The following is a 25,999-nucleotide window of genomic DNA, read 5'->3' on the forward strand; positions in this document are numbered from 1 at the left end:
TCCAGGTGCGTCCCCTCAGTCCCACGACCCCAGTGCCCTCGGCAGCTCCGCCACCTCCGTCAGATCCCGCTCGGTGAGGCGCAGGCCGGACGACGCCGCGTTCTCCGTCACCCAGCGCTCCTGCTTCGAACCCGGTACGGGCACCACGTGCCGACCCTGCGCCAGCACCCACGCCAACGCCACCTGGGCCGGTGTGACGCCCTCGCCGTGGCGCCGGGCGACGCGTCGCAGGCCGACGACGATCGGCTGGTTCGCGGCCATCATCTCGCCGGTGAAGCGGGGGTGGCGGGCCCGCATGTCGTCGCGTTCGAAGCCCTCGCCGGGGGTCAGCGTGCCGGTCAGGAAACCGTTGCCGAGCGGCATCGCCGCCAGGAAGCCGATCCCGCGCGCCTCGCACCACGGCAGCAGCGTGTCCAGCGCCTCCGGCGACCACACCGACAGCTCCGCCTCCACCGCGCCCACCGGGAACACCTGCTGCACCCGCTTCAGCTGCCGGATCGTCGCGTCGTGCAGCCCCCCGGACCGCCGCCCGCCCCGCGCGCCCACCGCGCACAGCCCCAACGCCCGTACCTTCCCGGCCCGCACGAGATCCGCCATCGCGCCCCAGGTCTCCTCGACCGGGACCTCGGGGTCGGCGCGGTGCAGCTGGTAGAGGTCGATCACGTCGGTCTGCAGCCGGCGCAGCGACGCGTCGCAGGCCCGTCTCACATAGCCGGGACGACCGTTGGCCACGATGTGCTGCTCGCCCACCAGCAGCCCGACCTTCGTCGACACGAAGGCGTCCTGCCGCCGCTCCTTCAACGCCCGCCCCACCAACAGCTCGTTGGTGAACGGGCCGTACATGTCAGCCGTGTCAAGCAGCGTCGAGCCCAGATCGAGCGCCCGGTGCACGGCCCGCAGCGACTCGTCGCCCCGCTGCCGCGACCCGTTGTACGCCCAGCTCATCGGCATGCACCCGAGTCCGACGGCCCCCACCGCGAGCGCCGCCGCGCCGATCGTCCTGCGCTCCACCTGGTCGTGACCCTCCCTTTCCTGGCCCCCCAACCTAACCTCTGCGCCCGCGCGTACCTGACATAGCCTCCTGAGCATGACTGCTGACGTGTGGCTGCCCATCCCGCCGGACGAGATCGAGGGACTGCCCGAGGGCCCCGCCTACCGCTTCTGGGACGGTGAGCCGGAGTTCCCCGCGGACCCGGCCGACTGCGTCTTCTACGTCGTCCCGTACATGAAGCCGCCCGAGGTCGGACAGCGCCCGCTGCCCGGGATGAGCTCCCTCCAGGTCGTCCAGACGCTCTCCGCCGGCATCGACCACGTCGAGCCCGCCCTGAAGCACCTGCCGCCCGGCGTGCGGCTCTGCAACGCGCGCGGAGTGCACGAGGCGAGCACCGCCGAGCTCACGCTGACCCTCGTCCTCGCCGCACTGCGCGGCGTCCCCGACTTCGTGCGGGCGCAGGACAAGGGGGAGTGGCTCGGCGGATTCCGGCCCGCGCTCGCCGACAAGAACGTGCTCATCGTGGGGTACGGATCGATCGGATCGGCGATCGAGGACCGGCTCGTTCCGTTCGAGGTCGCGCGGGTGGCGCGCGTTGCGCGCTCCGAGCGCACCACGGCGCGCGGGCTGGTGCATCCGCTCACCGACCTGCCCGCCCTCCTTCCCGAGGCGGACGTGGTGATCCTCTCGACGCCCCTGACGGAGAGCACGCGCGGCCTGGCGAACGCCGGCTTCCTCGGCCGGATGAAGGACGGCGCGCTCCTGGTGAACGTGGCCCGCGGCCCCGTCGTCGACACCAAGGCCCTGCTCGCCGAGCTGGACAGCGGCCGCATCACCGCCGCCCTCGACGTCACCGATCCCGAGCCGCTGCCCCTGGAACACCCCCTGTGGCGTGCGCCGGGCGTGCTGATCAGCCCCCACGTCGGCGGCCCCACGTCCGCGTTCCTGCCCCGCGCCAAGCGGCTGCTGGTCGATCAGTTGAACCGTTTCGTGAACCGGGAGCCGCTGGGCAACGTGATCCTTACGACGGGCGCGACAGGCGCCTAGTCCGGTTCGAGTACCCTCCGCAATCTCGCGAAAGCGGTCCGTACTCGCATCGGCGCTGGTCGTCACGGAGCGTAGAGGAACTATGTCCCTGAGTGACGAGACTGGTGTATCGTCCCGACAGGGGCTGCGCCGTGCACCGTTCGGCGCGGGGGATGGGCATTTCAGACTTGTGAGGGGGGCGACGGGCGATGCACGGCCTATGGACGAACGATCCGACGCGGCGGGGCCGCCGACGGCGACCCTGGCCCACGACCGCGCGCAGGCGCGGCCGCCACGGCAGTGACAGCGGCCACCACAGTCACTACCACCCCAACCGCAACAACTGCCGCAGGCACGCGCCGCCGGCGCAGCGTGTCCCGTGGGACCCGGGAGCGACGCGGACCGGGAGGGACCGGTGAGTTCGCCCCCGCCTCCCGCGACCACTCTCGACGGAGCGCTGCGGGCACAGCCTCCGACCGGGGCACCGCTCGTCCCGCCGCCAGCCTCCGGCGGCGGGACGAGCCTGGTCCGCCAACTCGCACTGGCCCTGGTGTGCGCGGGATACGCCGTCGGTTCCGCGCTCGGCTGGGGCTCCGAGGAAGTCGCGCTGATCATGGGCGACTTCGGGCTGAGCGCCGCGGCGGGCACCGCCGCGGTCTCCTGCTTCCTCTACGCGCGCACCCGCCGCGTCCGCTTTCGACCCGCCTGGCTGCTGTTCGCCCTCTCCTCGGTGATGGCGTCCCTGGGCAACCTGGTCTGGGGGTGGTACGAGGTCGTCCTGGAGCAGCCCGTGCCCAGCCCCAGCTATGCCGACGGGTTCTTCCTGTGCTTCGCGCCCCCGGCCATCGTCGGCCTGCTCGTGCTCGCCAAGCGGCCGGTGACCAAGGCCGGCTGGGTCTGCCTGGGCCTGGACGCCTCGCTGATCGGCGGCTCGCTGCTCACCCTGTCGTGGAGCCTGGCGCTCGCCCAGGCCGCCAAGTCCGACGGCTCCAGCGTCGCGCACACCGCGCTGTCGCTGGCCTACCCGCTGCTCGACATCGCCCTCGTCAGCATGGTGCTCGCGCTGCACTTCCGGCGCTCGGCGGTCAACCGCTCCGCGGTCAACACCGCGATCGGCGCGCTCGCCCTGACCGTGATGTGCGACGCCCTGTTCACCTCACCGCTGCTGCACCACAGCTACCGCTCCGGCCAGCTGCTCGACGCGGGCTGGTTCGCCGGCTCGCTGCTCCTGGCGTACGCCCCCTGGGTCATGCCCCGGCAGGGGCAGCCGGAGACCGACCCGCACCACCCGGACGGGCACGTCCCGGACGGGCACACGCGCGTGGTCCACGAGCACGTGCCCGGCCAGCGCGCCACCGGCCATCACCACGCACCCCCGCAGGGGAGCGATCACAGCCGGTACCCGGCCACCCGCCCCATCACCGGCTCCCTGGCCGCCCTCACGCCCTACCTGGCCGCCGCGGTCTGCACCCTGGGCATCCTCTACAACGTCCTCAACGGCCGCAGCGTCGACCGCGTGGTCCTCCTCACCGGAGGCACCGTCGTGCTCGCCCTCGTGATGCGCCAGGGCATCATGCTGCTCGACAACATGACCCTCACCCAGGAACTGGCGCAGAAGGAGAACCACTTCCGCTCCCTGGTCCAGGGCTCCAGCGACGTCATCATGATCGCCGCGCCCAACGGCATCCTCCGCTACGTCTCCCCGGCCGCCGCCGGGGTCTACGGACGGCCCGCCGAGGAGCTCGTCGGCACCGAACTGGCCAACCTCATCCACCCGGAGGACCTGGGCTGCGTGGTGCACGAGGTGCGCCGCTTCCTCGCCGCCAGCCCGCTCGAGGAACCCACCACCCGCATCGAGTGCCGCTTCCGGTCCGGCGGTGGGGGCACCTCCCGCTCTGGGGGCACCTCCCGGCCGGAGGCTGGGGGAGAAGCCGAGAGTGGGGGAGGCTGGCTCAACGTCGAGTCGACCGTCAACCGCCACCACGGCGGCCTCATCTTCAACAGCCGGGACGTGACCGAACGCGTGCGCCTGCAGGCGCAGCTCCAGCACAACGCCGAGCACGACCCGCTCACCGACCTGCCCAACCGCGCCCTGTTCACCAGGCGCGTCCAGCAGGCCGTGTCCGGCCGCCGTGCCACCGACCGCGGGGCCATCCTGCGCGGCACGGCCGTCCTCTTCATCGACCTGGACGGCTTCAAGGCCGTCAACGACACCATCGGCCACCAGGCCGGGGACGAACTGCTCGTCCAGGCCGCCCGCAGGCTCCAGGAAGCGGTCCGGCACGGGGACACGGCGTCCCGGCTCGGCGGCGACGAGTTCGCGGCGCTGATCATCGGCGACGGCACCCGCGACCGCACCGCCCGCGAACGCCACATCGTGGAGCTCGCCGACCGCCTCAGGCTCACCCTCTCCCAGCCGTACCTGATCGACGGCAACGACGTCCGCGTCGCAGCCTCCATCGGCGTCGCCTTCGCCGAGCCCGGCCTGGGCGCGGGCGAACTGCTGCGCAACGCCGACCTCGCCATGTACCGCGCCAAGGCGGGCGGCAAGGGCCGGGTCGAGCTGTACAAGCCGCAGATGCAGCAGGACGTCGTACGCAAGGCGGAGCTGGCCACGCGTCTGCGGGCCGCGCTGCACGACGGCGAGTTCGCGCTGCTGCACCAGCCCGTGGTGTGCCTGGAGGACGGCCGGATCACGTCGGTCACCGCTCAGGCCCGCTGGCGCTCCTCGCAGGGAGTGCTGTTCACGCCCGCGGAGTTCCTGCGGGTGGCGGAGGACAGCGACAAGACGGCCGAGCTCGGCCGCTGGGTGCTCCAGGAGGCCGTCGAACAGGCCGCCGAGCGCGCCGCGAACGGCATCGACGTGCCGGTGGCGGTCCGGATGAGCGCCCGGCGCCTGCTGGACCGGTCGATGCCGCTGGGCACCGTCGAGGCCCTGCTGACCCGGCACGGGCTGCCGTCCGGGTCGCTGTTGATCGAGCTGTCCGACACGGACCCACGGGTCCCGCTGGACGAGCTGGAGCGCCGGCTGAGCGCCCTCAGGCGGGTCGGCGTCCGGATCGCGCTCGAAGGGTTCGGCAGCGGCTATGGCGCGATCACGGCCCTCAGGCGACTCCCCGTCGACGTGCTGAGGCTCGACCGCAGCCTCGTCGAAGGAGTCGTCGAGTCCGCGCGGCTGCACAAGATCACCAGTGGGCTGCTGCGCATCGCCACCGACCTCGGACTCCAGTCCGTCGCCGACGGCGTGGACCTCCCGGAGCAGATCGTCGCCCTGCGTGCCATGGGCTGCACCCACGGACAGGGCACGGCGTTCTCCGGGCCGCTGGACGAGTACCGGCTGCGCCGGGCGCTGGGTTGCGGCCACTATCCGATGCCGCACGGGCCGGCCGAACCAGCGTTCGCGGGCGGCGTGCGAGAACCACAGGGGCGCGTCGGTGCCGAGGATGCGACCGCGCGGAGGCCCGAAGGGCTGAGCACGGTCGTGGCCTCGACACCCACTGCGGCGCCCCGCAGGTGAACGAACCATGAAGGGGGGCGCGGGGGTGTACACCAGTGGCGTACCCGCCGTTCTCGGAGGCGGAAGTGGACTGCGCCCACATAATGAGACTCCCGTCCCACCCACTTGACAGTCAGTGCGTGCCGGGGGGAGGGTCAGAGCCATGCGCACCCGAATTCTCGTACTTGGACAGCGCGTCGGCTGAGCTGGGATCCACCGGAGGACGATCCGGAAACCCCAGCGACCACTCCCGGCGCGCTCCCCTCGCTTGCCTTGCGGCACGAGGGGTTTTTTGTTGCACGGACGCGAGTCGAACTCCGCCCGGGCACGAGCCCAACGTCGTACAAACCTCGCACAAACCCTCAGCATCGAGAAGAGAATGACGATGACCGAGCAGGCCACCGGGGCCCATCCGCAGCCGCGGCCCCGATCCGGAGGACAGCACTCCGCTCCCATCGAGCACGTCACGGGTGCGCAGTCCCTCATCCGTTCTCTCGAGGAGGTCGGCGCCGACACGGTATTCGGCATTCCCGGCGGTGCGATCCTTCCCGCCTACGACCCGCTGATGGACTCGACCCGGGTGCGCCACGTCCTGGTCCGTCACGAGCAGGGCGCCGGCCACGCGGCCACCGGCTACGCGCAGGCCACCGGCAAGGTCGGCGTCTGCATGGCGACCTCCGGCCCCGGCGCGACCAACCTGGTCACCCCGATCGCCGACGCGCACATGGACTCCGTGCCGATGGTCGCGATCACCGGCCAGGTCGCGTCGAAGGCGATCGGCACCGACGCCTTCCAGGAGGCCGACATCGTCGGCATCACGATGCCGATCACCAAGCACAACTTCCTGGTCACCAAGGCCGAGGACATCCCGCGGGTCATCGCGCAGGCGTTCCACATCGCCTCCACCGGCCGCCCGGGCCCGGTCCTGGTCGACATCGCCAAGGACGCCCTCCAGGCGAAGACCACCTTCACCTGGCCGCCCGTCATGGACCTGCCCGGCTACCGACCGGTGACCAAGCCGCACGCCAAGCAGATCCGCGAGGCCGCCAAGCTGATCACCGCCGCCAAGCGGCCGATCCTCTACGTCGGCGGCGGAGTCATCAAGGCCGGCGCCACCGCCGAGCTGAAGGTCCTCGCCGAGCTGACCGGCGCCCCTGTCACCACCACCCTGATGGCGCTGGGAGCGTTCCCCGACAGTCACCCGCAGCACCTGGGCATGCCCGGCATGCACGGGTCGGTGGCCGCTGTCACAGGACTCCAGAAGGCCGACCTGATCGTCGCCCTCGGCGCGCGCTTCGACGACCGCGTCACCGGCAAGCTGGACAGCTTCGCCCCGTACGCCAAGATCGTCCACGCCGATATCGACCCGGCGGAGATCGGCAAGAACCGCGCCGCCGACGTGCCGATCGTGGGCGATGCCCGCGAGGTCGTCGCCGACCTGATCCAGGCCGTCCAGAACGAGCACAGCGAAGGTCACGCCGGCGATTACACCGCCTGGTGGAAGGACCTCAACCGCTGGCGCGAGACCTACCCGCTCGGCTACGACCAGCCCGCCGACGGCTCGCTCTCCCCGCAGCAGGTCATCGAGCGGATCGGCCGGCTCGCCCCCGAGGGCACGGTCTTCGCAGCCGGCGTCGGCCAGCACCAGATGTGGGCCGCCCACTTCATCGAGTACGACAAGCCCGCCACCTGGCTGAACTCCGGCGGCGCCGGGACCATGGGCTACGCCGTCCCGGCCGCCATGGGCGCCAAGGCCGGCGTGCCCGGGAAGACCGTCTGGGCGATCGACGGCGACGGCTGCTTCCAGATGACGAATCAAGAGCTCACCACCTGCGCCCTGAACAACATCCCGATCAAGGTCGCCATCATCAACAACGGCGCCCTCGGGATGGTCCGCCAGTGGCAGACCCTGTTCTACAACCAGCGCTACTCCAACACCGTGCTGCACTCCGGCCCCGAGGCCGACGGTGCTGCATCCAACGGCGGCTCCGCCGCGGGGCCCAGTTCCGGCACCCGCGTCCCCGACTTCGTGAAGCTGTCGGAGGCCATGGGCTGCTACGCCATCCGCTGCGAGTCCCTGGACGACCTCGACAAGGTCATCGAGGAGGCGAACTCCATCAACGACCGCCCGGTCGTCGTCGACTTCATCGTCCACGAGGACGCGATGGTGTGGCCGATGGTCGCCGCCGGCACCTCCAACGACGAGATCATGGCCGCACGGGACGTCCGCCCCGACTTCGGCGACAACGAAGACGACTGAGCGAGAGAGACCAAGAGACATGTCCAAGCACACGCTCTCCGTCCTGGTGGAGAACAAGCCGGGCATCCTCGCCCGGATCGCCGCCCTGTTCTCCCGCCGCGGATTCAACATCGACTCGCTCGCCGTGGGCGTCACCGAGCACCCCGACATTTCCCGCATCACCATCGTGGTGAGCGTCGACGCCCTGCCGCTGGAGCAGGTCACCAAGCAGCTCAACAAGCTCGTCGAGGTGCTGAAGATCGTCGAGCTGGAGCCGTCGCAGGCCGTTCACCGCGAACTCGTTCTGGTGAAGGTGCGCGCCGACAACGAGACGCGCTCCCAGATCGTCGAGATCGTCCAGCTGTTCCGCGCCAAGACCGTCGACGTCTCCCCGGAGGCCGTCACCATCGAGGCCACCGGAAGCAGCGACAAGCTCTCGGCGATGCTCAAGATGCTCGAGCCCTTCGGCATCAAGGAACTCGTCCAGTCCGGCACCATCGCGATCGGACGCGGTGCGCGTTCGATCACCGACCGGTCCCTGCGCGCTCTGGACCGTTCGGCGTAAGCCTCCTTACGACCGGAAACGGGCGGCCACAGGTCGTCGGCCGCCCGTATACCGAGACCCCGAAACCTCCCTCCCGCTCCCCGTCATACGGTGGACGCAACACCTGCATCCAAGGAGAGAACCCAAAGTGGCCGAGCTGTTCTACGACGCTGACGCCGACCTGTCCATCATCCAGGGCCGCAAGGTCGCGGTCATCGGCTACGGCAGCCAGGGCCACGCCCACGCCCTGTCGCTGCGTGACTCCGGTGTCGACGTGCGTGTCGGTCTGCACGAGGGCTCCAAGTCCAAGGCCAAGGCCGAGGAGCAGGGCCTGCGCGTGGTGACGCCGTCGGAGGCCGCCGCCGAGGCCGACGTCATCATGATCCTCATCCCGGACCCGATCCAGTCCCAGGTCTACGAGGAGTCCATCGCTCCGAACCTGAGCGACGGCGACGCGCTGTTCTTCGCCCACGGCTTCAACGTCCGCTTCGGCTTCATCAAGGCCCCGGCCGGCGTGGACGTCGCCCTGGTCGCCCCGAAGGGCCCGGGCCACCTCGTGCGCCGCCAGTACGAGGAGGGCCGCGGCGTCCCCGCGATCGCCGCCGTCGAGCAGGACGCCACCGGCAATGCCTTCGCGCTGGCCCTGTCGTACGCCAAGGCCATCGGCGGCACCCGCGCCGGTGTCATCAAGACGACCTTCACCGAGGAGACCGAGACCGACCTGTTCGGTGAGCAGGCCGTCCTCTGCGGTGGCACGGCCGCGCTGGTCAAGGCGGGCTTCGAGACCCTGGTCGAGGCCGGCTACCAGCCGGAGATCGCCTACTTCGAGTGCCTGCACGAGCTGAAGCTGATCGTCGACCTCATGTACGAGGGCGGCCTGGAGAAGATGCGCTGGTCCGTCTCCGAGACCGCCGAGTGGGGCGACTACGTCACCGGCCCGCGCATCATCACGGACGCCACCAAGGCCGAGATGAAGCAGGTCCTCGCCGAGATCCAGGACGGCACCTTCGCCCAGAACTGGATGGACGAGTACCACGGCGGTCTGAAGAAGTACAACGAGTACAAGGACCAGGACTCCGAGCACCTGCTGGAGACCACCGGCAAGCAGCTGCGCAAGCTGATGAGCTGGGTGAACGAAGAGGCGTGAGCCTCGTGCTCCGCGACGGTGCCGCCACCTTCGGGGCGCCGTCGCGGGGCTCCGCCCCGGACCCCGCTCCACAAACGCCGGAGGGGCTATTTTGGTGTTATCCGGCGTGTACAGCCTCGTCCGGGTGATCCCGCCGTCGTGGCGTAAGGCGACGTTCGCGGCGCCACTACACTGCTGCACTACATACGCGTCAGGCCCACAGCGTCGTGCGTCTTCCACGCGGCTAGCAAACCTCCTCCGCTGCGGCCGTCGGGACGGCCGTCCGCACGCATTGGACTTGTGAGGACTCACGTGAGCTCGAAACCCGTCGTACTCATCGCTGAAGAGCTGTCGCCCGCGACCGTGGACGCGCTTGGCCCGGACTTCGAGATCCGGCACTGCAACGGAGCGGACCGCGCCGAACTGCTCCCGGCCATCGCCGACGTCGACGCGATCCTGATCCGCTCGGCCACCAAGGTCGACGCCGAGGCGGTCGCCGCCGCGAAGAAGCTGAAGGTCGTCGCCCGAGCCGGCGTCGGCCTGGACAACGTCGACGTCTCCGCCTCCACCAAGGCCGGCGTGATGGTCGTCAACGCCCCCACCTCCAACATCGTGACCGCCGCCGAGCTGGCCTGCGGTCTCCTCCTCGCCACCGCCCGCCACATCCCGCAGGCCAACGCCGCGCTGAAGAACGGCGAGTGGAAGCGCAGCAAGTACACGGGCGTGGAGCTCGCCGAGAAGACCCTCGGTGTCGTCGGCCTCGGCCGCATCGGTGCGCTCGTCGCGCAGCGCATGTCCGGCTTCGGCATGAAGGTCGTCGCCTACGACCCCTACGTGCAGCCCGCGCGCGCCGCGCAGATGGGCGTCAAGGTGCTGTCGCTGGACGAGCTGCTCGAGGTCTCCGACTTCATCACCGTCCACCTGCCCAAGACCCCCGAGACGGTCGGCCTGATCGGCGACGAGGCGCTGCGCAAGGTCAAGCCGAGCGTGCGCATCGTCAACGCCGCGCGCGGCGGGATCGTCGACGAGGAGGCGCTGTACTCGGCGCTCAAGGAGGGCCGGGTCGCCGGCGCGGGCCTGGACGTGTACGCGAAGGAGCCGTGCACCGACTCCCCGCTGTTCGAGTTCGACCAGGTCGTGGCCACGCCGCACCTCGGTGCCTCCACCGACGAGGCGCAGGAGAAGGCCGGTATCGCCGTCGCGAGGTCCGTGCGCCTGGCGCTCGCCGGTGAGCTCGTGCCGGACGCCGTGAACGTTCAGGGCGGTGTCATCGCCGAGGACGTCAAGCCCGGTCTGCCGCTCGCCGAGCGCCTCGGCCGCATCTTCACCGCCCTCGCGGGCGAGGTCGCGGTCCGGCTCGACGTCGAGGTGTACGGCGAGATCACCCAGCACGACGTGAAGGTGCTGGAGCTCAGCGCTCTCAAGGGTGTCTTCGAGGACGTCGTCGACGAGACGGTGTCGTACGTGAACGCGCCGCTCTTCGCCCAGGAGCGCGGTGTCGAGGTGCGGCTGACCACCAGCTCCGAGTCGTCGGACCACCGCAACGTCGTCACCGTGCGCGGCACGCTCTCGGGCGGCGAGGAGGTGTCGGTCTCCGGCACGCTGGCCGGTCCGAAGCACCTGCAGAAGATCGTCGCGGTCGGTGAGTACGACGTCGACCTCGCGCTCGCCGACCACATGGTCGTCCTGAAGTACGAGGACCGTCCCGGCGTCGTCGGCACGGTCGGCCGTATCTTCGGCGAGGCGGGCATCAACATCGCCGGTATGCAGGTCGCCCGTGCGGCGGCGGGCGGCGAGGCGCTGGCGGTGCTGACCGTCGACGACACGGTGCCGGCCGGTGTGCTGGCCGAGGTCGCCGCGGAGATCGGCGCGACGTCTGCTCGCGCGGTGAACCTGGTCTAGAAGTGGGCCTCGTCCTCGAACGTCGGACGGGCTGTTGTAGCTGAACCCGGCTGAAAAGGCGCCGGCGGCTGGAGTGAACCAGCCGCCGGCGCCTTTCGCATGCCCCTACTTGACGCGAATCCTGCGCAGCGTCATCGAAGCCGCCACCGCCGCCCCGGCCAGCAGCACCGCCCCCGCGATGCCCGCCCCCTGCATCCCGCTGGTGAAGGCTTCCCGCGCGGCCGTCACCAGGGCGTCTCCCGCGCGCCCCGGGAGCTGGTCCGCGACCGCCAGCGCGCCGCCCAGCGTCTCCTGGGCCGGAGCCGGCGCCGACGTCGGCATCTCGTGGCGGTAGATGGCCGTACCGATGGAGCCGAGGATCGCCATGCCGAGGGCGCCGCCGAACTCGGCGCCGGTCTCCAGGAGGGAGGAGGCGGAGCCCGCGCGTTCGACCGGGGCCGCGCCCATGGCCAGGTCGGTCATCTGGGAGACGACCATGACGATTCCGGAGGCGAGGACGCCGCAGGCGACCAGCACGAGCCACATCGAGTCGGTGCCGGTGAAGGCCAGCAGGGCGTAGCCGGCCGCGGCGATCGCGAAGCCCGCCGTCACGACGTAGGCGCGGTTGACGCCCTTCTGAACCAGGGAGGTGGCCAGCGGGGCGGCCATGCCGATCGGCACCGCGGGCAGCAGCGCCCACAGGGCCGCCTCCAGCGCGCTCTTGCCGAGCACCGACTGAAGGTACTGCGTGGTGAAGAATGCCGAACCCATCATTCCGAACGAGGAGACGAGGTTGAGGACGACGGCGGGCGTGAACCCGTGGCCGCGGAACAGCGCCGGGGAGATCATCGGAGAGTCCGCCGTGCGCTGGCGCTGGACGAAGAGGGCCGCGAAGAGCAGGCCGACGGTGACCGAGACGACGTACTCGGTGTGCCAGCCCTCGGAGGGGATCTCCTTCAGGCCGTAGACGACGGGAAGCACGGCGGCCATCGACAGCGGGACGCTCGGCCAGTCGAAGCGGCCGGGAGCGGGGTCACGCGACTCGGGCAGCAGGACCGGGCCGAGGACCAGGAGCAGCGCCATCGCCGGCAGGTTGACCAGGAAGACCGAGCCCCACCAGAAGTACTCGACCAGGACACCGCTCAGCACCGAGCCGAGCGCGACGCCCGCCGTCATCACGCCGGACCACAGGCCGATCGCCTTCGCGCGCTGGGCGGGGTCGGTGAACATCGTGCGGATCAGGGCCATCGTCGAGGGCATCAGGGTCGCGCCGCCGATGCCGAGGACCGCGCGGGCCGCTATCAGGGTCTCCGCGCTGTTCGCGTAGGCCGCGATCAGGGACGCGGTGCCGAAGGCGGCGGCGCCGATCATCAGGAGTTTGCGGCGGCCGATGCGGTCGCCGAGCGAGCCCATCGTCATCAGCAGGCCGGCCAGCACGAACGCGTAGATGTCGAAGATCCACAGCTGCTGGGTGCCGCTCGGTTCGAGGTCCGCGCTGATCGCCGGGATCGCGAAGTACAGGACCGAGACGTCCATCGAGACCAGCAGGAGCGGAAGCATCAGGACGCCGAGGGCGGTCCATTCGCGGCGGCCGGCTCGGGAGCCGGTGGAAGTGCTCGTCGGGTTCGTCATGCCGAGGACTGTACGAGCGTCTTAAACGCTTGTCTAGTACGAACGTTTAAATCGATCGTATAGGTCAAACGTCTAGGACGTTTGTATGGATCGGCTGTAGGGTGTCGGCATGGGACATCGTGAGGATCTGCTCGAAGGCGCCAAGCGCTGCTTGCTGGGCCAGGGGTTCGTACGCACGACCGCGCGCGACATCGTCAAGGAGTCGGGGACCAACCTGGCTTCGATCGGCTACCACTACGGATCGAAGGACGCGCTGCTGGTACAGGCGTACGTCTCGCTGATCGAGGGACTCGGCGACACCTTCGACCCAGCCTGGGGCGGGGCCGAGGCCACGTCGGCCCCGGGGTCGCTGGAGCGCTTCCAGGAGGTGTGGGCGACCATCATCCGCTCACTGCCCGAGGCGCGCGCGATCTGGATGCTGAGCCTGGAGGTCATCATCTACGCGGACCGGCTCCAGGAGGTGCGCAAGCTGCTCGCCGAGGCGCAGGAGCAGGGCCGCTCGGGGATCGTGCCCCTCTTCAACGATGTTCCGGAGGCCGAGCTCGACAAGGAGACCGTCGGCACGGAGGGCCGCTTCTACCAGACCCTCCTCAATGGGCTCATGGTCCAGTGGCTCTTCGACCCCGACACCGCGACGGACGCCGAGCAGCTCACCGAGGGGCTGCGCCGGGTCATCAAGGGTGCGGCGAAGGGCTGATCCTCCGTCCCTGTACGGCACGGGCGCGTCTGCCGCTCCTCGGGCGCGACGAGCTCGCCTCAACTGGTGCTCGGCTTCGGAGATGTGACGGAGCGTGGGATCAAGGAGGGGATCGCGATCGTGGGGGACCTGCTCGGTCAGGTGCGAGTGAGCTGACGCCGGACCTGCCGGGAGACCTACAGCCGCGCCCCTTTCAGCGCCATGTGCAGCAGCAGCCGGTCCTCGCCGTCGTCCAGGTCGAGCCCCGTCAGCTGCTCCACCCGGGACAGCCGGTAGTACAGGGTCTGGCGGTGGATGCCGAGCTCCGCTGCCGTGCGGCCGGCCTGGCCTGCGCAGTCCAGGTAGATCTCGGCGGTACGGGCGAGTTCGCGGTGGGCGGGGGAGAGGAGGGGGCCGGTCGCCGGGTCCTGGGCAGCCTCCGGCGGCAGCGCGGTGAGCAGGCGGTACGGCCCGATCGACGCCCACTCCGCGACCGGACCGAGCCGGGGCTCCGCGAGCGCCGCCCGAGCCGCACCGGCCGCCTCCCGCCAGACGGCCCCCAGCTCCTCGAGCCCGGGCCGCGCCCAGGCGACACCGGCGACCGGCCCGCCTGCGGGCCCGGCACCTCCAGGTACGGCCTCCGCAGACACCGCACCCCCAGCCCCTCCGGACACCGCCCCCGCCCGCTCCAGCAACCGTCCCGCCGCCGAAGTCGCCGGTGTCAGCACGTCCGCCGACCGCAGCCGTACCAGCAGGGCGAGGCAGTGGCCCCGCGCCCCCCACGGCACCGTGCACAGCGCCGTCGCCCCCGGCACCGTACGGACCGAGGGGGCGTCCTGCGGGGCGGCGGACGGCCAGGGGGCCACGCACACCATGGTGTGGAGGGCGTCGGCGCGGGGGCCGAGGGCCGTGCGGAGCTCGGCGATCGCCATGTCGCGCGGCCAGCCGGGCTCGGCGGTGAGGACCGCCCGCAGTTCCCGGGTGAGATCCGCCCCGTGCTGCGCCTCGTCCGCGAGAAGCGCACCGATACGGACCGTCACGTCCATCGCCGCCGCCAGCTGCCGCTCGGCGGGCCCCGGATCGTCGGCCAGCAGCCAGACGTAGCCGAGGACGACGCCCCGATGGCGCACCGGCAGGCAGATGCGCCCCCGGTTCACCCCCGCCTCCGGGGTCGGCGGGATGCGGACCGGGCCGGTCGCCCGGGTGATGCCGAAGCCCTCGAACCACGTGCGCACGGCCGCCGTCGAACGCCGGGTCAGGATCGAGCGGGTCCGCACCGGGTCCAGCGCGGACGCGTCCAGCTCGCCCTCGCTGTCGTACGCGCCGAAGGCGATCAGCTCGAAGTCCCGGTTCTCCAGGGTCGCGGGCGCGCCGAGCAGCTCCGAGATCTCGTCGACCAGCTCCTGGTAGTCACCCGCGTGGTGGGAAGATGCAGCATCGGACGTCACCCGGGCATTCTCCCCCATTCCGTAAGCCCTTCATACATCTGTCTGAGATCTGGGGCACGGATGCGTGACAGCTGTCGATGGCCGACGAACAGAGGGATCCTTAGGTTTCACGGTGGTTCTCCGTGCCGTTCCCGGATCTTCGGGAATCGGCCTCGTATGCGTTGGTATGTGGAGGTGCCCCGTGCTGGGTCCCGTGATTCTCGCCGCGTCGCGCAGCGACCGGATGCGACGCCTGATCTCGGCGGCCCCGGTGACCAAGGGGGTCGTCGACCGCTTCATCCCGGGCGAGACAGTGGACGAGGTCGTCCCGATCGTGCGGGCGCTCACCGACCGGGGTCTGGAGCTGACGATGGACGTCGTCGGCGAGGACATCACCCGCCCCGATCAGGCCGCCGCCGCCCGGGACGCCTACCTGGAGCTCATCGACCGGCTCGGGGGGCTGGAGCTCGGCACCCGCGCGGAGATGTCCGTGAAGCTGTCGATGTTCGGCCAGGCGCTGGAGGACGGCCACGAGCTGGCGCTGAAGAACGTCCGCCCGGTCGTCGAGGCGGCCGCCGCCATCGGTACGACGGTCACGCTGGACGCCGAGGACCACACCACCCTCGACTCGATGTTCGCCATCCACGAGGAGCTGCGGAAGGACTTCCCGCAGACCGGCTGCGTGATCCAGGCCTACCTCTTCCGCACCGAGGCCGACGCCCGCCGCCTCGCCGGCAACGGCAGCCGCGTGCGTCTGGTCAAGGGCGCGTACAAGGAGCCCGCCGAGGTCGCCTACCAGCAGAAACACGAGATCGACAAGGCGTACGTCAGGATCCTGAGGATCCTGATGGAGGGCGAGGGCTACCCGATGATCGGGTCCCACGACCCGCGCCTGATCTCCATCGCCCAGGAGCTCGCCCACCGCACCGGACGCAAACTCGACGAGTACGAGTTCCAGATGCTGTACGGCATCCGCAGCGACGAACATCTCCGCCTCGCCGCCGAGGGCCACCGTATGCGCGTCTACACCGCCTACGGCACCGACTGGTACGGCTACTTCATGCGCCGGCTGGCCGAGAAGCCCGCCAACCTGCGGTTCTTCGCACGAAGCATGATCACCAAGGGCTGACCCCCGCACCCCCCCGCTCGCAGCAGCAACACCGCTCAGTAAGGAGTTACGGAACCCATGGACGCTGTGACCCAGGTCCCCACCCCCGTCAACGAGCCGGTGCACGGCTACGCCCCCGGCTCGCCCGAGCGCGCCCGGCTGGAGGCCAAGCTCAAGGAGCTGGCCGAGAACCCGGTCGACCTGCCCTGCACGATCGGCGGCGTCAAGCGGCTGGGCGGCGGCGAGCGCTTCGACGTCGTGCAGCCGCACAACCACAAGTCCGTGCTCGGCACCTACGGCAACGCCACCCAGCAGGACGCCCAGGACGCCATCGACGCGGCCCTCGCCGCCGCGCCCGCCTGGCGCGCGATGTCCTTCGACGACCGCGCCGCGATCATCCTGCGCGCCGCCGAGCTGCTGTCCGGCCCCTGGCGCGAGACGCTCGCCGCCTCCACCATGCTCGGCCAGTCGAAGACGGCCCAGCAGGCCGAGATCGACACCCCCTGCGAGCTCATCGACTTCTGGCGCTTCAACGTCAAGTACGCCCGTGACCTGCTCGCCGAGCAGCCCCCGGCGAACTCCCCCGGCGTGTGGAACCGCCTCGACCACCGCCCGCTCGAGGGCTTCGTCTACGCGATCACGCCGTTCAACTTCACGGCGATCGCCGGAAACCTGCCCACCGCGCCCGCGCTCATGGGCAACGTCGTCGTCTGGAAGCCGTCCCCGACGCAGACCCACGCGGCCGTGCTGCTCATGCAGGTCCTGGAGGAGGCCGGGCTGCCCAAGGGCGTCATCAACCTGGTCACCGGCGACGGCATCGAGGTGTCCGAGGTCGCCCTGGAGCACCGTGACCTCGCCGGCATCCACTTCACCGGCTCGACCAAGACCTTCCAGTACCTGTGGAAGACGGTCGGCAACAACATCGAGAAGTACCGCTCCTACCCGCGTCTGGTCGGCGAGACCGGCGGCAAGGACTTCGTCGTCGCCCACCCGAGCGCCGACCGGGCGATCCTCAAGACCGCCCTGACCCGCGGCGCCTTCGAGTACCAGGGCCAGAAGTGTTCGGCGACCTCCCGCGCGTACGTCCCGGCCTCCATCTGGAACTCCGGCTTCAAGGAGGAGTTCGCGGCCGAGGTCGACGGCATCGCCATGGGTGACGTCACCGACCTGTCGAACTTCATCGGCTCCGTGATCGACGAGCGTGCCTTCGCCAAGAACAAGGCCGCCATCGACCGCGCGAAGACGGACCCGGCCTGCACGATCGTCGCGGGCGGCAGCTACGACGACTCCGTCGGCTACTTCGTCCGCCCGACCGTCATCGAGTGCGCCGACCCGGAGAACGAGGTCTTCACCACCGAGTACTTCGGCCCGATCCTCGCGGTGCATGTCTACGAGGACGACCAGTACGACGAGATGCTGACCCAGATGGAGTCGGTGTCCGCCTACGCCCTCACCGGCTCGGTCATCGCGGGCGACCGCGCGGCCGCCGCGTACACGATGGCGAAGCTGCGCTACGCCGCCGGCAACTTCTACATCAACGACAAGTCGACCGGCGCCGTCGTCGGCCAGCAGCCCTTCGGCGGCGGCCGCGCCTCCGGCACCAACGACAAGGCCGGCGCCCCGCAGAACCTGATGCGCTGGACCCTGACCCGCGCCATCAAGGAGACGCTGGTCCCGCCGACCGACTACCCGTACCCGCACATGGGCTGACGTCCCCGCGGACATTCCTGCACGGGAACGGGCCAGGTCGATCCGGACCTGGCCCGTTCCCGTGTCCGGGCGGGCAGACTGATCCGCATGACACGAACGGAGAGCGTCACCGCCGACGACGGCGTGGGCCTGTGGGCGTCCCGGTCGGGCGAGGGCACGCCCCTGGTGCTGTGCCACGGCGGCCCCGGCCTGTGGGACACGTTCACCGACGTGGCCGCGCTGCTCGCCGACCGGGCTACGGCGATCCGCTGGGACCAGCGCGGCTGCGGCCGTTCCGAGCCGTGCGCCGGGCCGTGGACGAGCGAGCGGTTCGTCGCCGATCTCGACGCCGTACGACGCCACTTCGGCCTGGAGCGCATGGCGCTGCTCGGCCATTCCTGGGGCGCACAGCTGGCGTTGAGCTACACGCTGGCCCACCCGGAGCGGGTCGGCTCGCTGATCTACGTGTCCGGGACCGGCATCGGGCCGGACGCCGACTGGCACGGCGCGTACCACGCGAACTTCCGCGCCCGGCTCGGTGAACATCCCGAACGCCTGGACCGCTGGCAGGAGTTGACCGACCGTCCCGACCTGACCGCGACCGAGGAGCGGGAACGCGCGGTGCTCCAGTGGTCCATCGAGTTCGAGGACCGAGAACGGGCCCTGGAACACGCCGCCCACATGGCCGATCCCTGGCTCGGCATCAACGCCGAGTGCAGCACGGCGCTCAACGCCGAGCGGCGGCGGAGCTGGGGCACACCCGAGCTGTCCGCCGCCTGCCGGGCCCTCGACGTGCCCGTGCTCATCGTCGACGGCGCCCACGACATCCGGCCGCGCTCGGCGGTGGACTCGCTGGAGCGGGCCCTGCCCCGGGTGCGGCGGGCGATCCTGCCGGACGCCGGCCACCTGCCCTGGGTCGAGGACCCCGAAGGCTTCCGGGAGGCGGTGGCGGGGGCGCTGTGACCTGATACCGGCCGTGGTGCCGACGGGGCTGGTGATACTTGGCCCATGTCCCTCGACCTGCGCACCGCCCACACCGCCGACCTCACCCCCGCCGAACTCCGCTCCGTCCGGGGCCTGTTGTACGACGCGTTCGACGCCGACTTCGGCGACGAGGACTGGGACCACACCGTGGGCGGCATGCACGCCCTCGCGTACGACGAGCGCGGGCTCGCCGGGCACGGGGCGGTCGTCATGCGGCGCGTGCGGTACCGGACGCGGTGGCTGCGCGTCGGATACGTCGAGGGGGTCGCCGTACGCCGGGACGTGCGGCGTACCGGGATCGGCGACCGGATCATGGGCGCCCTCGAAGGGGTCGTCACCCGCGCCTACGACTTCGGAGCGCTCTCGGCGAGCGACGAGGGCGCCCAGCTGTACACCTCCCGCGGCTGGCGGACGTGGGCCGGGCGGATCTGCGCGCTCGGCCCCGACGGCGTGGTCCGGCTGCCCGAGGAGGAGGGCACCACCTTCGTGTGGCCCGCACCGGCCGACGTGGACGATCCCGAGGCCGAGCTGGTCTTCGACTGGCGTGACGGGGACGTACTCTGACGCTTCGTCAGAACGCCGTCACTTGCGTACCAGGATCTTCCCCGTGTTCCCGCCCCGCAGCATCAGCAGGAACGCCTCCACGATCCGCTCGAAGCCGTCCACGATCGTCTCGTCCGACTCCAGTGTCCCGTCGAGCAGACGCGGTACGGCGAACTCGTACAGCTCGTCCTGCACGTCCCGGTGGTCGCTCACCAGGAAGCCCTCGATGCGCAGGCGCTTCTCCACCACGTCGGCGTGGTTGAAGACGACCGGCGGGGCGTCGGGGGTGTTGTACTGGCTGATCGTGCCGACGCGGACCACCCGCCCGCGTTCCCGCAGCGCGCCGATCGCCGCGCCGAGATGGTCGCCGCCGACGTTGTCGACGAAGACGTCGATGCCGGTCGGGGCAGCCTTGTCGAGGAGGTCGGCGACCGGGCCCGTGCGGTAGTCGAAGGCCTCGTCGTAGCCGACGTGTTCGCGCAGGTACCGGACTTTTTCCGCCGAACCCGCGCTGCCGACCAGCCGGCCCGCGCCCAGCAGCCGGGCGAAGCGGGCGGTCGCCGTGCCGACCGCCCCCGCGGCCCCGGAGACGAACAGGTCCTCACCCTCGCGGAGTCGAGCGATCCGGGTCAGGCCCACATACGCCGTCAGGCCCGTACCGCCGAGCACGCTCAGGTACGCCGACAGCGGCACGCCCTCGTGGTGGGGGAGGCGTCTGACCTCGTCCGGTCGGACGACCGCGTGCGTGCGCCAGCCCTGCCGGTGGAAGACGATCTCGCCCTCGGGCAGGGACGGTTCGCGCGAGGCCACGATCCGGCCGAGCGCGCGGCCCTCCAGCGGGGCGTTCAACACGAAGTCCCCGTCCATCATTTCGCGGTGGTACGGGTCCACGGACCAGTAGAGGTTCTCCACCAGGGCCGTGCCCGGGGCCGGCCGAGGGACGGGTGACTCGACGAAGCGGAAGTGGTCGGAGGTGGGGAAGCCGGTCGGTCGGGCGGTCTGCTGCACGGTGAGCGCGACGTCGTTCACGGAGCGCACGGAGCGCACGGAGTTCACGGAGGTCATGGAAGGGGACCGTACGAAGGAATGCGGGCGCCGGGCAGAGGGTTGCGTTCATGGAACGGCCCGATCCATGAAACATCCTCATAGCAGCAGGTGGGAGCCCCCGCGTGAACCCAGTCGACCGTGTGAACCCAGTCGATCTGGCGCCCCAGGAGCTGCGGACCCTGGTCGCGGTCGCGGCCGAGGGCGGTTTCTCGGCGGCCGCCGTCCGGCTCGGCACCACCCAGTCCGCGGTCTCGCACGCGGTGCGCGGCATCGAACGCAAGCTGGGCGTCGTGCTGTTCGACCGCGGCCGGTACGGCGCCCGCCCCACCGCCGCCGGCACACGCGCGGTGGCCCACGCCCGCCGGGTGCTGCGGATGCTGGAGGCCCTCGTCATCGAGGCGCGGGGCGTGGCGGCCGGCGACGAGGTCGCAGGACCCCTGCGCATCGCCGCCTTCCGCAGCGCGGCCCTGCACCTGCTGCCGCCCGTCCTGGAACGCCTGGCGGCCCGGCACCCCGGCATCGAGGCGAGGGTGACCGTCGTCCGGGAGGTCGGCCCCGGCACCGCCGGCGAGGTGGCCGAAGGGCGGGCCGACCTGGGCATCGCCACCATCGGCACCAGCTCGCCGATCCCGCCCGAGCTGGTCGGCGACGTACTGCTGGAAGAGCCGTACGCCCTGGTGCACCCGACAGGTCATCCGGACCCGCGCTCGCTGCCGCTGGTCGACTGGATGGAGAACTGCACCTCCTACACACGCGCGTGGTGGGCCGCCCAGGACTGGATCCCCACCGCGACCGTGCGCGCCGAGGACGACGGAGCGGTGCTGTCGATGGTGAGCAGCGGCTTCGGCATGGCGATCATGCCCGCGCTCTCCCTCACCGGCGCCCCGGCCACCACCCAGATCACCGACCTCGGCCCCGAGCGCCCCACCCGTCACGTCGGTTACGTCACCACACCGGAACTCGCCGCCACGGCGGCCGTGCGGGCCCTGATCAGGGAGCTGAGGGCGATGGTAAAAGGCCAGGTCAGCGCGGTGTGACTCGATTCACCGTCTCAGATAGTAGGAAGCCCAAGTAATTGTGGAGACAGGCGCGCTCTCCTCACTTACTTTTGTAGAAGCCGAACGTCTCGCTCGACCAAGCGAATGGCGTCGTGAGCCGGGCCACGCAGGCAACCCCTGCGGCCCGAAGCTCCCCGCCCCTTCCGGCGTCTCTTGTCCGCCTCCAGGGTTTTCGAAGGAGTCGATCCCCCATGGCCGAGACGACCGTCCGCCGCCGAGTCCGTCACGTCTCCCGTACGACCGAGTCCGACCGCAAGAACGCTGCAGCCGCCCTCCAGCGTGCCCTCGACCGCCGCGACAACGGCGGCGAGACCGGCCACTGAGCCCTGCCCGTCCGAAGTCGGGAGCCGCACCCGCACGAGGTGCGGCGCGGTCTCACCGGCCGCGCCGCACCTCGAAGTGGTCGACGCGCCGACCCGTTTCGGTGAACGCCGACACCTTCAGCCGGGGGTCGGATCCGCCGCGCGCCTCCACGGAGAGCACGGAGAAGCCCCGGTAGCGCACCCGCGACCACTCCACGGTCTCCGGGCTGTTCTGCCGTGACTTCGTCCAGTGGAAGGTGTCGACGGACTCCCGGTCGCCGACGTGCCCCTCGTAGCTCTCCTTCACGCCCGCCGGGAAGCCGTACAGGTCCTTGCCGCCCCCGCCGGCCGTGACGTACACGATGCCGTCCCGGGTCGGATCCGTGGACCCGCCGATCGGCACCGGCCTGCCCACCTCGCCGTTCTTCACGGCGTCGGTCCGCTCGTAGACGTGGTTGTGCCCGTTGATCACCAGGTCCACCTGGTGCCGCGCGAACAACGGCAGCCACTCCGCGCGCACTCCGCCGTCGGAGGCGTGGGCGGAGGTCGAGTAGGCGCAGTGGTGGAAGAAGACGACGACGAAGTCGACGCCCTTCGCCGCCCGCAGCTCACCCAGCTTCTGGTCCAGCCACGCCGTCTGCTTCCCCTCCGAGTAACCGAAGTTGGCGGGGATCTCGTACGACACGTCGTTCGCGTCCAGCGCCACGACGCCGACGTTGCCGTACGTGAACGCGTAGACGCCCGGCGCCGTGCGCGGGTCGAAGCCGCTGTCCGGGAGGGAGAAGCGGGCCAGTTGGCCGCCGTAGCCGTCCGGTGAGTACCAGGCCTCCATGTCGTGGTTGCCGGTCGTCACCATCCACGGCACCGACTTCGCCACCGGCTCGGTCTGCTTCAGGAACAGGTCCCAGTAGCGGGCGTCGTAGCCGTCGGACTCCTTGCCGGTGCCGTTGGTGTTCGCGTAGCAGATGTCGCCCGCGTGCAGATGGAAGGCGGGCTTCTCCCGCAGCAGCACCTGGTCGTTGGCGGCCGCCGCCTGGCCCACGCCCTGGTCGCCGAACGCGGTGAACACGAACGTCTCCGGGTTCGCGGGCGCCGTACGGAACGAGGTGATGGTGGAGCGGTGCTCCGGGGCGGCCGGGTCGAAGCCGTCATGGCCGACGCCGTAGTAGTACGTCGTGCCGGGCAGCAGGTCGTCCAGGGCCGCGTGGAGGTAGTACTGCTCCACGGCCGGCCGTACACCCTGGACCCCCGGGGTGCGCAGGTCGCGCACCTCCGCCTCGACCTTGCGGCCCAGCTCGTCCGGCCGCGACCCGAGGCGCAGGTAGGGCTTCCTGACGGTGGACGGCACCTGCCAGGAGATCCGCATCTGCGTCCTGGGGTCGGCGCCGAACGCGAGATGGCGGCCGAAGGGGGTGACGGCGGCGCCGGGGGCCTTGTCGAGGGAGGAGGTGGTGGGGGCGGGCGTCGCCCCGCCGGACGGTTGCGACCCCCCTGAGCAGCCGGTCAGCAGCCCGCCCGCCACCGCGCCAGCCGTCACCAGCGTGCGGCGCCGGGACAGCCTGGTGCGCAGGTACTCGTACTGTTCCGCCATGTTCATCCGGCCAGCGAGCCTGGGCGGGATGCCGAAGTCCGGGGTCTCCATGACCGTGAACTTCCCAGCAAACCCCAACGCCCGTCCAACACACGGGTGAACGCAACCCGACGGGATGAAGCCGTCACCCGCGCGCATGTCCGGATGGCGGACATCCTGTGTCATCCCATGGGACGAGGAGTAGGGTGCCCGCATGTCTCGCAGCCTCAATCTCGCAGTGATCCCCGGTGACGGCATCGGCCAGGAAGTCGTGGCCGAAGGCCTGAAGGTGCTCTCCGCCGTCCTTCCGCAGGATGTGAAGCTGGAGACCAAGGAGTACGACTTCGGCGCCCAGCGCTACCACGCCACCGGTGAGACCCTCACCGACGCCGACCTCGACGCGCTGAAGAAGCACGACGCCATCCTGCTCGGCGCCATCGGCGACCCGTCGGTGCCGTCCGGTGTCCTGGAGCGCGGCTTCCTGCTCAAGCTCCGCTTCGCCTTCGACCACCACGTCAACCTGCGTCCGTCGAAGCTGCTTCCGGGCGTCGCCACCCCGCTGGCCGGCGAGCCGCAGATCGACTTCGTCGTGGTCCGCGAGGGCACCGAGGGCCCCTACACCGGCAACGGCGGCACGATCCGCAAGGGCACCGAGCACGAGGTCGCCACCGAGGTCTCCGTCAACACGGCCTTCGGTGTCGAGCGCGTGGTCCGCGACGCCTTCGCCCGCGCCCAGGCCCGCCCGCGCAAGAAGCTCGCGCTGATCCACAAGAACAACGTGCTGACCTTCGCCGGTCACCTGTGGACCAACATCTTCAACAAGGTGGCCGAGGAGTTCCCCGAGGTCACCACCGAGTACATGCACGTCGACGCGGCCACCATCTACCTGGTGACCCAGCCCGAGCGCTTCGACGTCATCGTCACCGACAACCTCTTCGGCGACATCATCACCGACCTCGCCGCGGCCGTCTCCGGCGGCATCGGCGTCGCGGCCTCCGGCAACATCAACCCGGCCGGCGCGTTCCCGTCCATGTTCGAGCCCGTCCACGGCTCGGCCCCGGACATCGCCGGCCAGGGCAAGGCCGACCCCACCGCCACGGTCCTGTCCGTCGCCCTCCTCCTGCGCCACCTCGGCTACGACGCCGAGGCCGCCCGCATCGACGAGGCGGTCTCCGCCGACCTCGCGGAGCGCACCGGCAAGCCCGCCCGCTCCACCACGGAGATCGGCGACGCCCTCGCCGTACGAGTAGCCGGCTGACCCCGCGCCACTCGAAACCTTTCGAAGCCGCCGGGTCGCATCCGCACCCGGCGGCTTTTCGTATGCCTCGCCGGGTGCCACCATCAACCCCTGGGCAGCATTCACCCCGTTTTCTTCCGCCGCAGGCCTCGCGAGATAATCGAACGCGGAGCCGCGGATTGAGGGAATGCTCGGACGTCCTAGCACTGGCCGGAAGGCCTGGGGCGTGAGCGCGGCCCGTCACTACAACCGGTGAAGGACAACCACTCATGACGACGCCCACGATCGAGCTCAAGCCATCCGCCCACCCGCTCGCCGCCGCGGAGCGCGAGGCGATCCTGGCCAACCCCGGGTTCGGCCGCCACTTCACCGACCACATGGTGACGATCAAGTGGACGGAGGGCCGCGGCTGGCACGACGGCCAGCTCGTTCCGTACGCGGCCATCCCGCTCGACCCGGCGACCAACGTCCTGCACTACGCCCAGGAGATCTTCGAGGGCCTCAAGGCCTACCGCCGCCCCGACGGCTCCGTCGCCACGTTCCGCCCGGACCAGAACGCCAAGCGCTTCCAGCGTTCCGCCCGTCGTCTCGCCATGCCCGAACTGCCGGTCGAGACGTTCATCGAGGCGTGCGACGCCCTGGTGAGCCAGGACAAGGACTGGGTGCCCGCCCATGGCGGCGAGGAGTCCCTCTACCTGCGCCCCTTCATGATCGCCACCGAGGTCGGCCTGGGCGTCAAGCCGTCCAACGAGTACCTCTTCATCGTGATCGCCTCCCCGGCCGGCGCGTACTTCCCCGGCGGCGTCAAGCCCGTCTCCATCTGGGTCTCCGAGGACCACGTCCGCGCCGTCCCCGGCGGCATGGGCGACGCCAAGACCGGCGGCAACTACGCCGCCTCCCTGCTCGCCCAGGCCGAGGCCGCCGCCCAGGGCTGCGCCCAGGTCTGCTACCTCGACGCGGTCGAGCGCAAGTGGGTCGAGGAACTCGGCGGCATGAACCTGTACTTCGTGTACGGCGCTGCAGCCAATGAGAAGCCAGTGATCATCACCCCCTCGCTCACCGGCTCCATCCTGGAGGGCGTCACCCGCGACAGCCTCCTCGCCGTCGCCCGCGACCTCGGCTACGAGGCCGAGGAGGGCCGTGTCTCCGTCGACCAGTGGCAGCAGGACTCCGCCAACGGCACGCTGACGGAGGTCTTCGCCTGCGGCACCGCGGCGGTCATCACCCCCGTCGGCACGGTCAAGCGCACCGGCGCCGAGTGGCAGCAGTCGGGCGGCGAGCCCGGCGAGGTCACCCTCAAGCTGCGCCAGGCCCTGCTGGACATCCAGCGCGGCACGGCCGAGGACAAGCACGGCTGGATGCACGAGCTGGGCTGACCCGTGAGGTAGAGGCCGCTTCGGACGGGGGTCCGAGGCGGCCCGTT

At 70.7% G+C, this 25,999-nt stretch carries 20 protein-coding genes; 15 read left to right on the forward strand and 5 right to left on the reverse strand.

Annotated elements, in window-relative coordinates; genetic code table 11:
• Window positions 1-15 precede the first annotated feature (15 nt).
• Window positions 16-1,011 (reverse strand): aldo/keto reductase, encoded by a 996-nt coding sequence (locus tag ACFYWX_RS10115; RefSeq protein WP_389423512.1) that lies wholly within the window; start codon window positions 1,009-1,011, stop codon window positions 16-18.
• A gap of 76 nt (window positions 1,012-1,087) precedes the next feature.
• Here ACFYWX_RS10115 and ACFYWX_RS10120 point away from each other — a divergent pair, with 76 nt between their 5' ends.
• From ACFYWX_RS10120 to serA, 6 genes are all read left to right on the forward strand, one after another.
• Entirely contained in the window at window positions 1,088-2,038 is a 951-nt protein-coding gene (locus tag ACFYWX_RS10120) for a 2-hydroxyacid dehydrogenase (protein WP_389423513.1), read from the forward strand.
• Window positions 2,039-2,432: 394 nt separating this feature from the next.
• Complete coding sequence (locus tag ACFYWX_RS10125) at window positions 2,433-5,534, forward strand: putative bifunctional diguanylate cyclase/phosphodiesterase (protein ID WP_389423514.1); 3,102 nt, start codon at window positions 2,433-2,435, stop codon at window positions 5,532-5,534.
• Window positions 5,535-5,898: 364 nt separating this feature from the next.
• Complete coding sequence (locus ACFYWX_RS10130; RefSeq protein WP_389423515.1) at window positions 5,899-7,773, forward strand: acetolactate synthase large subunit; 1,875 nt, start codon at window positions 5,899-5,901, stop codon at window positions 7,771-7,773.
• 19 nt (window positions 7,774-7,792) lie between these two features.
• Entirely contained in the window at window positions 7,793-8,317 is a 525-nt protein-coding gene (gene ilvN, locus ACFYWX_RS10135) for an acetolactate synthase small subunit (protein ID WP_389423516.1), read from the forward strand.
• Between the two features lie 127 nt (window positions 8,318-8,444).
• Window positions 8,445-9,443 carry a ketol-acid reductoisomerase gene (ilvC, locus tag ACFYWX_RS10140; RefSeq protein ID WP_389423517.1) on the forward strand — a complete coding sequence of 333 codons (999 nt, stop codon included), beginning with the start codon at window positions 8,445-8,447 and terminating at the stop codon, window positions 9,441-9,443.
• A 291-nt stretch (window positions 9,444-9,734) separates the two neighbouring features.
• Entirely contained in the window at window positions 9,735-11,324 is a 1,590-nt protein-coding gene (serA, locus tag ACFYWX_RS10145; RefSeq protein WP_389423518.1) for a phosphoglycerate dehydrogenase, read from the forward strand.
• Window positions 11,325-11,429: 105 nt separating this feature from the next.
• Here the strand turns inward: serA and ACFYWX_RS10150 are convergent, their stop codons facing one another.
• Entirely contained in the window at window positions 11,430-12,935 is a 1,506-nt protein-coding gene (locus ACFYWX_RS10150; RefSeq protein ID WP_389423519.1) for an MFS transporter, read from the reverse strand.
• A gap of 109 nt (window positions 12,936-13,044) precedes the next feature.
• Here ACFYWX_RS10150 and ACFYWX_RS10155 point away from each other — a divergent pair, with 109 nt between their 5' ends.
• Entirely contained in the window at window positions 13,045-13,632 is a 588-nt protein-coding gene (locus ACFYWX_RS10155; RefSeq protein WP_389423520.1) for a TetR/AcrR family transcriptional regulator, read from the forward strand.
• Between the two features lie 176 nt (window positions 13,633-13,808).
• On the opposite strand, the gene ACFYWX_RS10160 is transcribed toward ACFYWX_RS10155, so the two are convergent.
• Window positions 13,809-15,077 (reverse strand): PucR family transcriptional regulator, encoded by a 1,269-nt coding sequence (locus tag ACFYWX_RS10160; RefSeq protein ID WP_389423521.1) that lies wholly within the window; start codon window positions 15,075-15,077, stop codon window positions 13,809-13,811.
• Window positions 15,078-15,240: 163 nt separating this feature from the next.
• On the opposite strand from ACFYWX_RS10160, the gene ACFYWX_RS10165 reads away from it, so the two are divergent.
• The 4 genes from ACFYWX_RS10165 to ACFYWX_RS10180 all read left to right on the forward strand — a co-directional run bounded on the left by ACFYWX_RS10165 (window position 15,241) and on the right by ACFYWX_RS10180 (window position 19,383).
• Window positions 15,241-16,167, forward strand: a complete 927-nt coding sequence (locus ACFYWX_RS10165; protein ID WP_389423522.1) for a proline dehydrogenase family protein — start codon at window positions 15,241-15,243, stop codon at window positions 16,165-16,167.
• Window positions 16,168-16,224: 57 nt separating this feature from the next.
• Complete coding sequence (gene pruA, locus ACFYWX_RS10170; protein ID WP_389423523.1) at window positions 16,225-17,856, forward strand: L-glutamate gamma-semialdehyde dehydrogenase; 1,632 nt, start codon at window positions 16,225-16,227, stop codon at window positions 17,854-17,856.
• Window positions 17,857-17,943: 87 nt separating this feature from the next.
• The gene (locus ACFYWX_RS10175) at window positions 17,944-18,798 is read left to right on the forward strand and encodes an alpha/beta fold hydrolase (protein WP_389423524.1); all 855 of its coding nucleotides are present in this window, start codon (window positions 17,944-17,946) and stop codon (window positions 18,796-18,798) included.
• A 45-nt stretch (window positions 18,799-18,843) separates the two neighbouring features.
• Entirely contained in the window at window positions 18,844-19,383 is a 540-nt protein-coding gene (locus ACFYWX_RS10180; RefSeq protein ID WP_389423525.1) for a GNAT family N-acetyltransferase, read from the forward strand.
• Window positions 19,384-19,401: 18 nt separating this feature from the next.
• Here ACFYWX_RS10180 and ACFYWX_RS10185 read toward each other — a convergent pair whose 3' ends face one another.
• A complete protein-coding gene (locus ACFYWX_RS10185) occupies window positions 19,402-20,427 on the reverse strand; it encodes a zinc-binding dehydrogenase (RefSeq protein ID WP_389423526.1) in 1,026 nt (341 codons plus the stop codon).
• Window positions 20,428-20,549: 122 nt separating this feature from the next.
• Between ACFYWX_RS10185 and ACFYWX_RS10190 the strand changes: the two genes are divergently transcribed.
• Window positions 20,550-21,446, forward strand: coding sequence for a LysR family transcriptional regulator (locus ACFYWX_RS10190; RefSeq protein WP_389423527.1), 897 nt, complete (start codon window positions 20,550-20,552; stop codon window positions 21,444-21,446).
• A 212-nt stretch (window positions 21,447-21,658) separates the two neighbouring features.
• Window positions 21,659-21,790: a hypothetical protein gene (locus ACFYWX_RS10195; RefSeq protein WP_106971817.1), complete on the forward strand. Its 132-nt coding sequence runs from the start codon at window positions 21,659-21,661 to the stop codon at window positions 21,788-21,790.
• A gap of 52 nt (window positions 21,791-21,842) precedes the next feature.
• Here the strand turns inward: ACFYWX_RS10195 and ACFYWX_RS10200 are convergent, their stop codons facing one another.
• Window positions 21,843-23,411, reverse strand: a complete 1,569-nt coding sequence (locus ACFYWX_RS10200; RefSeq protein ID WP_389423528.1) for a purple acid phosphatase family protein — start codon at window positions 23,409-23,411, stop codon at window positions 21,843-21,845.
• 142 nt (window positions 23,412-23,553) lie between these two features.
• On the opposite strand from ACFYWX_RS10200, the gene ACFYWX_RS10205 reads away from it, so the two are divergent.
• Window positions 23,554-24,597, forward strand: coding sequence for a 3-isopropylmalate dehydrogenase (locus tag ACFYWX_RS10205; protein ID WP_389423529.1), 1,044 nt, complete (start codon window positions 23,554-23,556; stop codon window positions 24,595-24,597).
• A gap of 248 nt (window positions 24,598-24,845) precedes the next feature.
• Entirely contained in the window at window positions 24,846-25,952 is a 1,107-nt protein-coding gene (locus tag ACFYWX_RS10210) for a branched-chain amino acid aminotransferase (protein ID WP_389423530.1), read from the forward strand.
• Window positions 25,953-25,999 lie beyond the last annotated feature (47 nt).

The organism is Streptomyces sp. NPDC002888 (genome assembly GCF_042888465.1).
GTDB lineage: Bacteria > Actinomycetota > Actinomycetes > Streptomycetales > Streptomycetaceae > Streptomyces.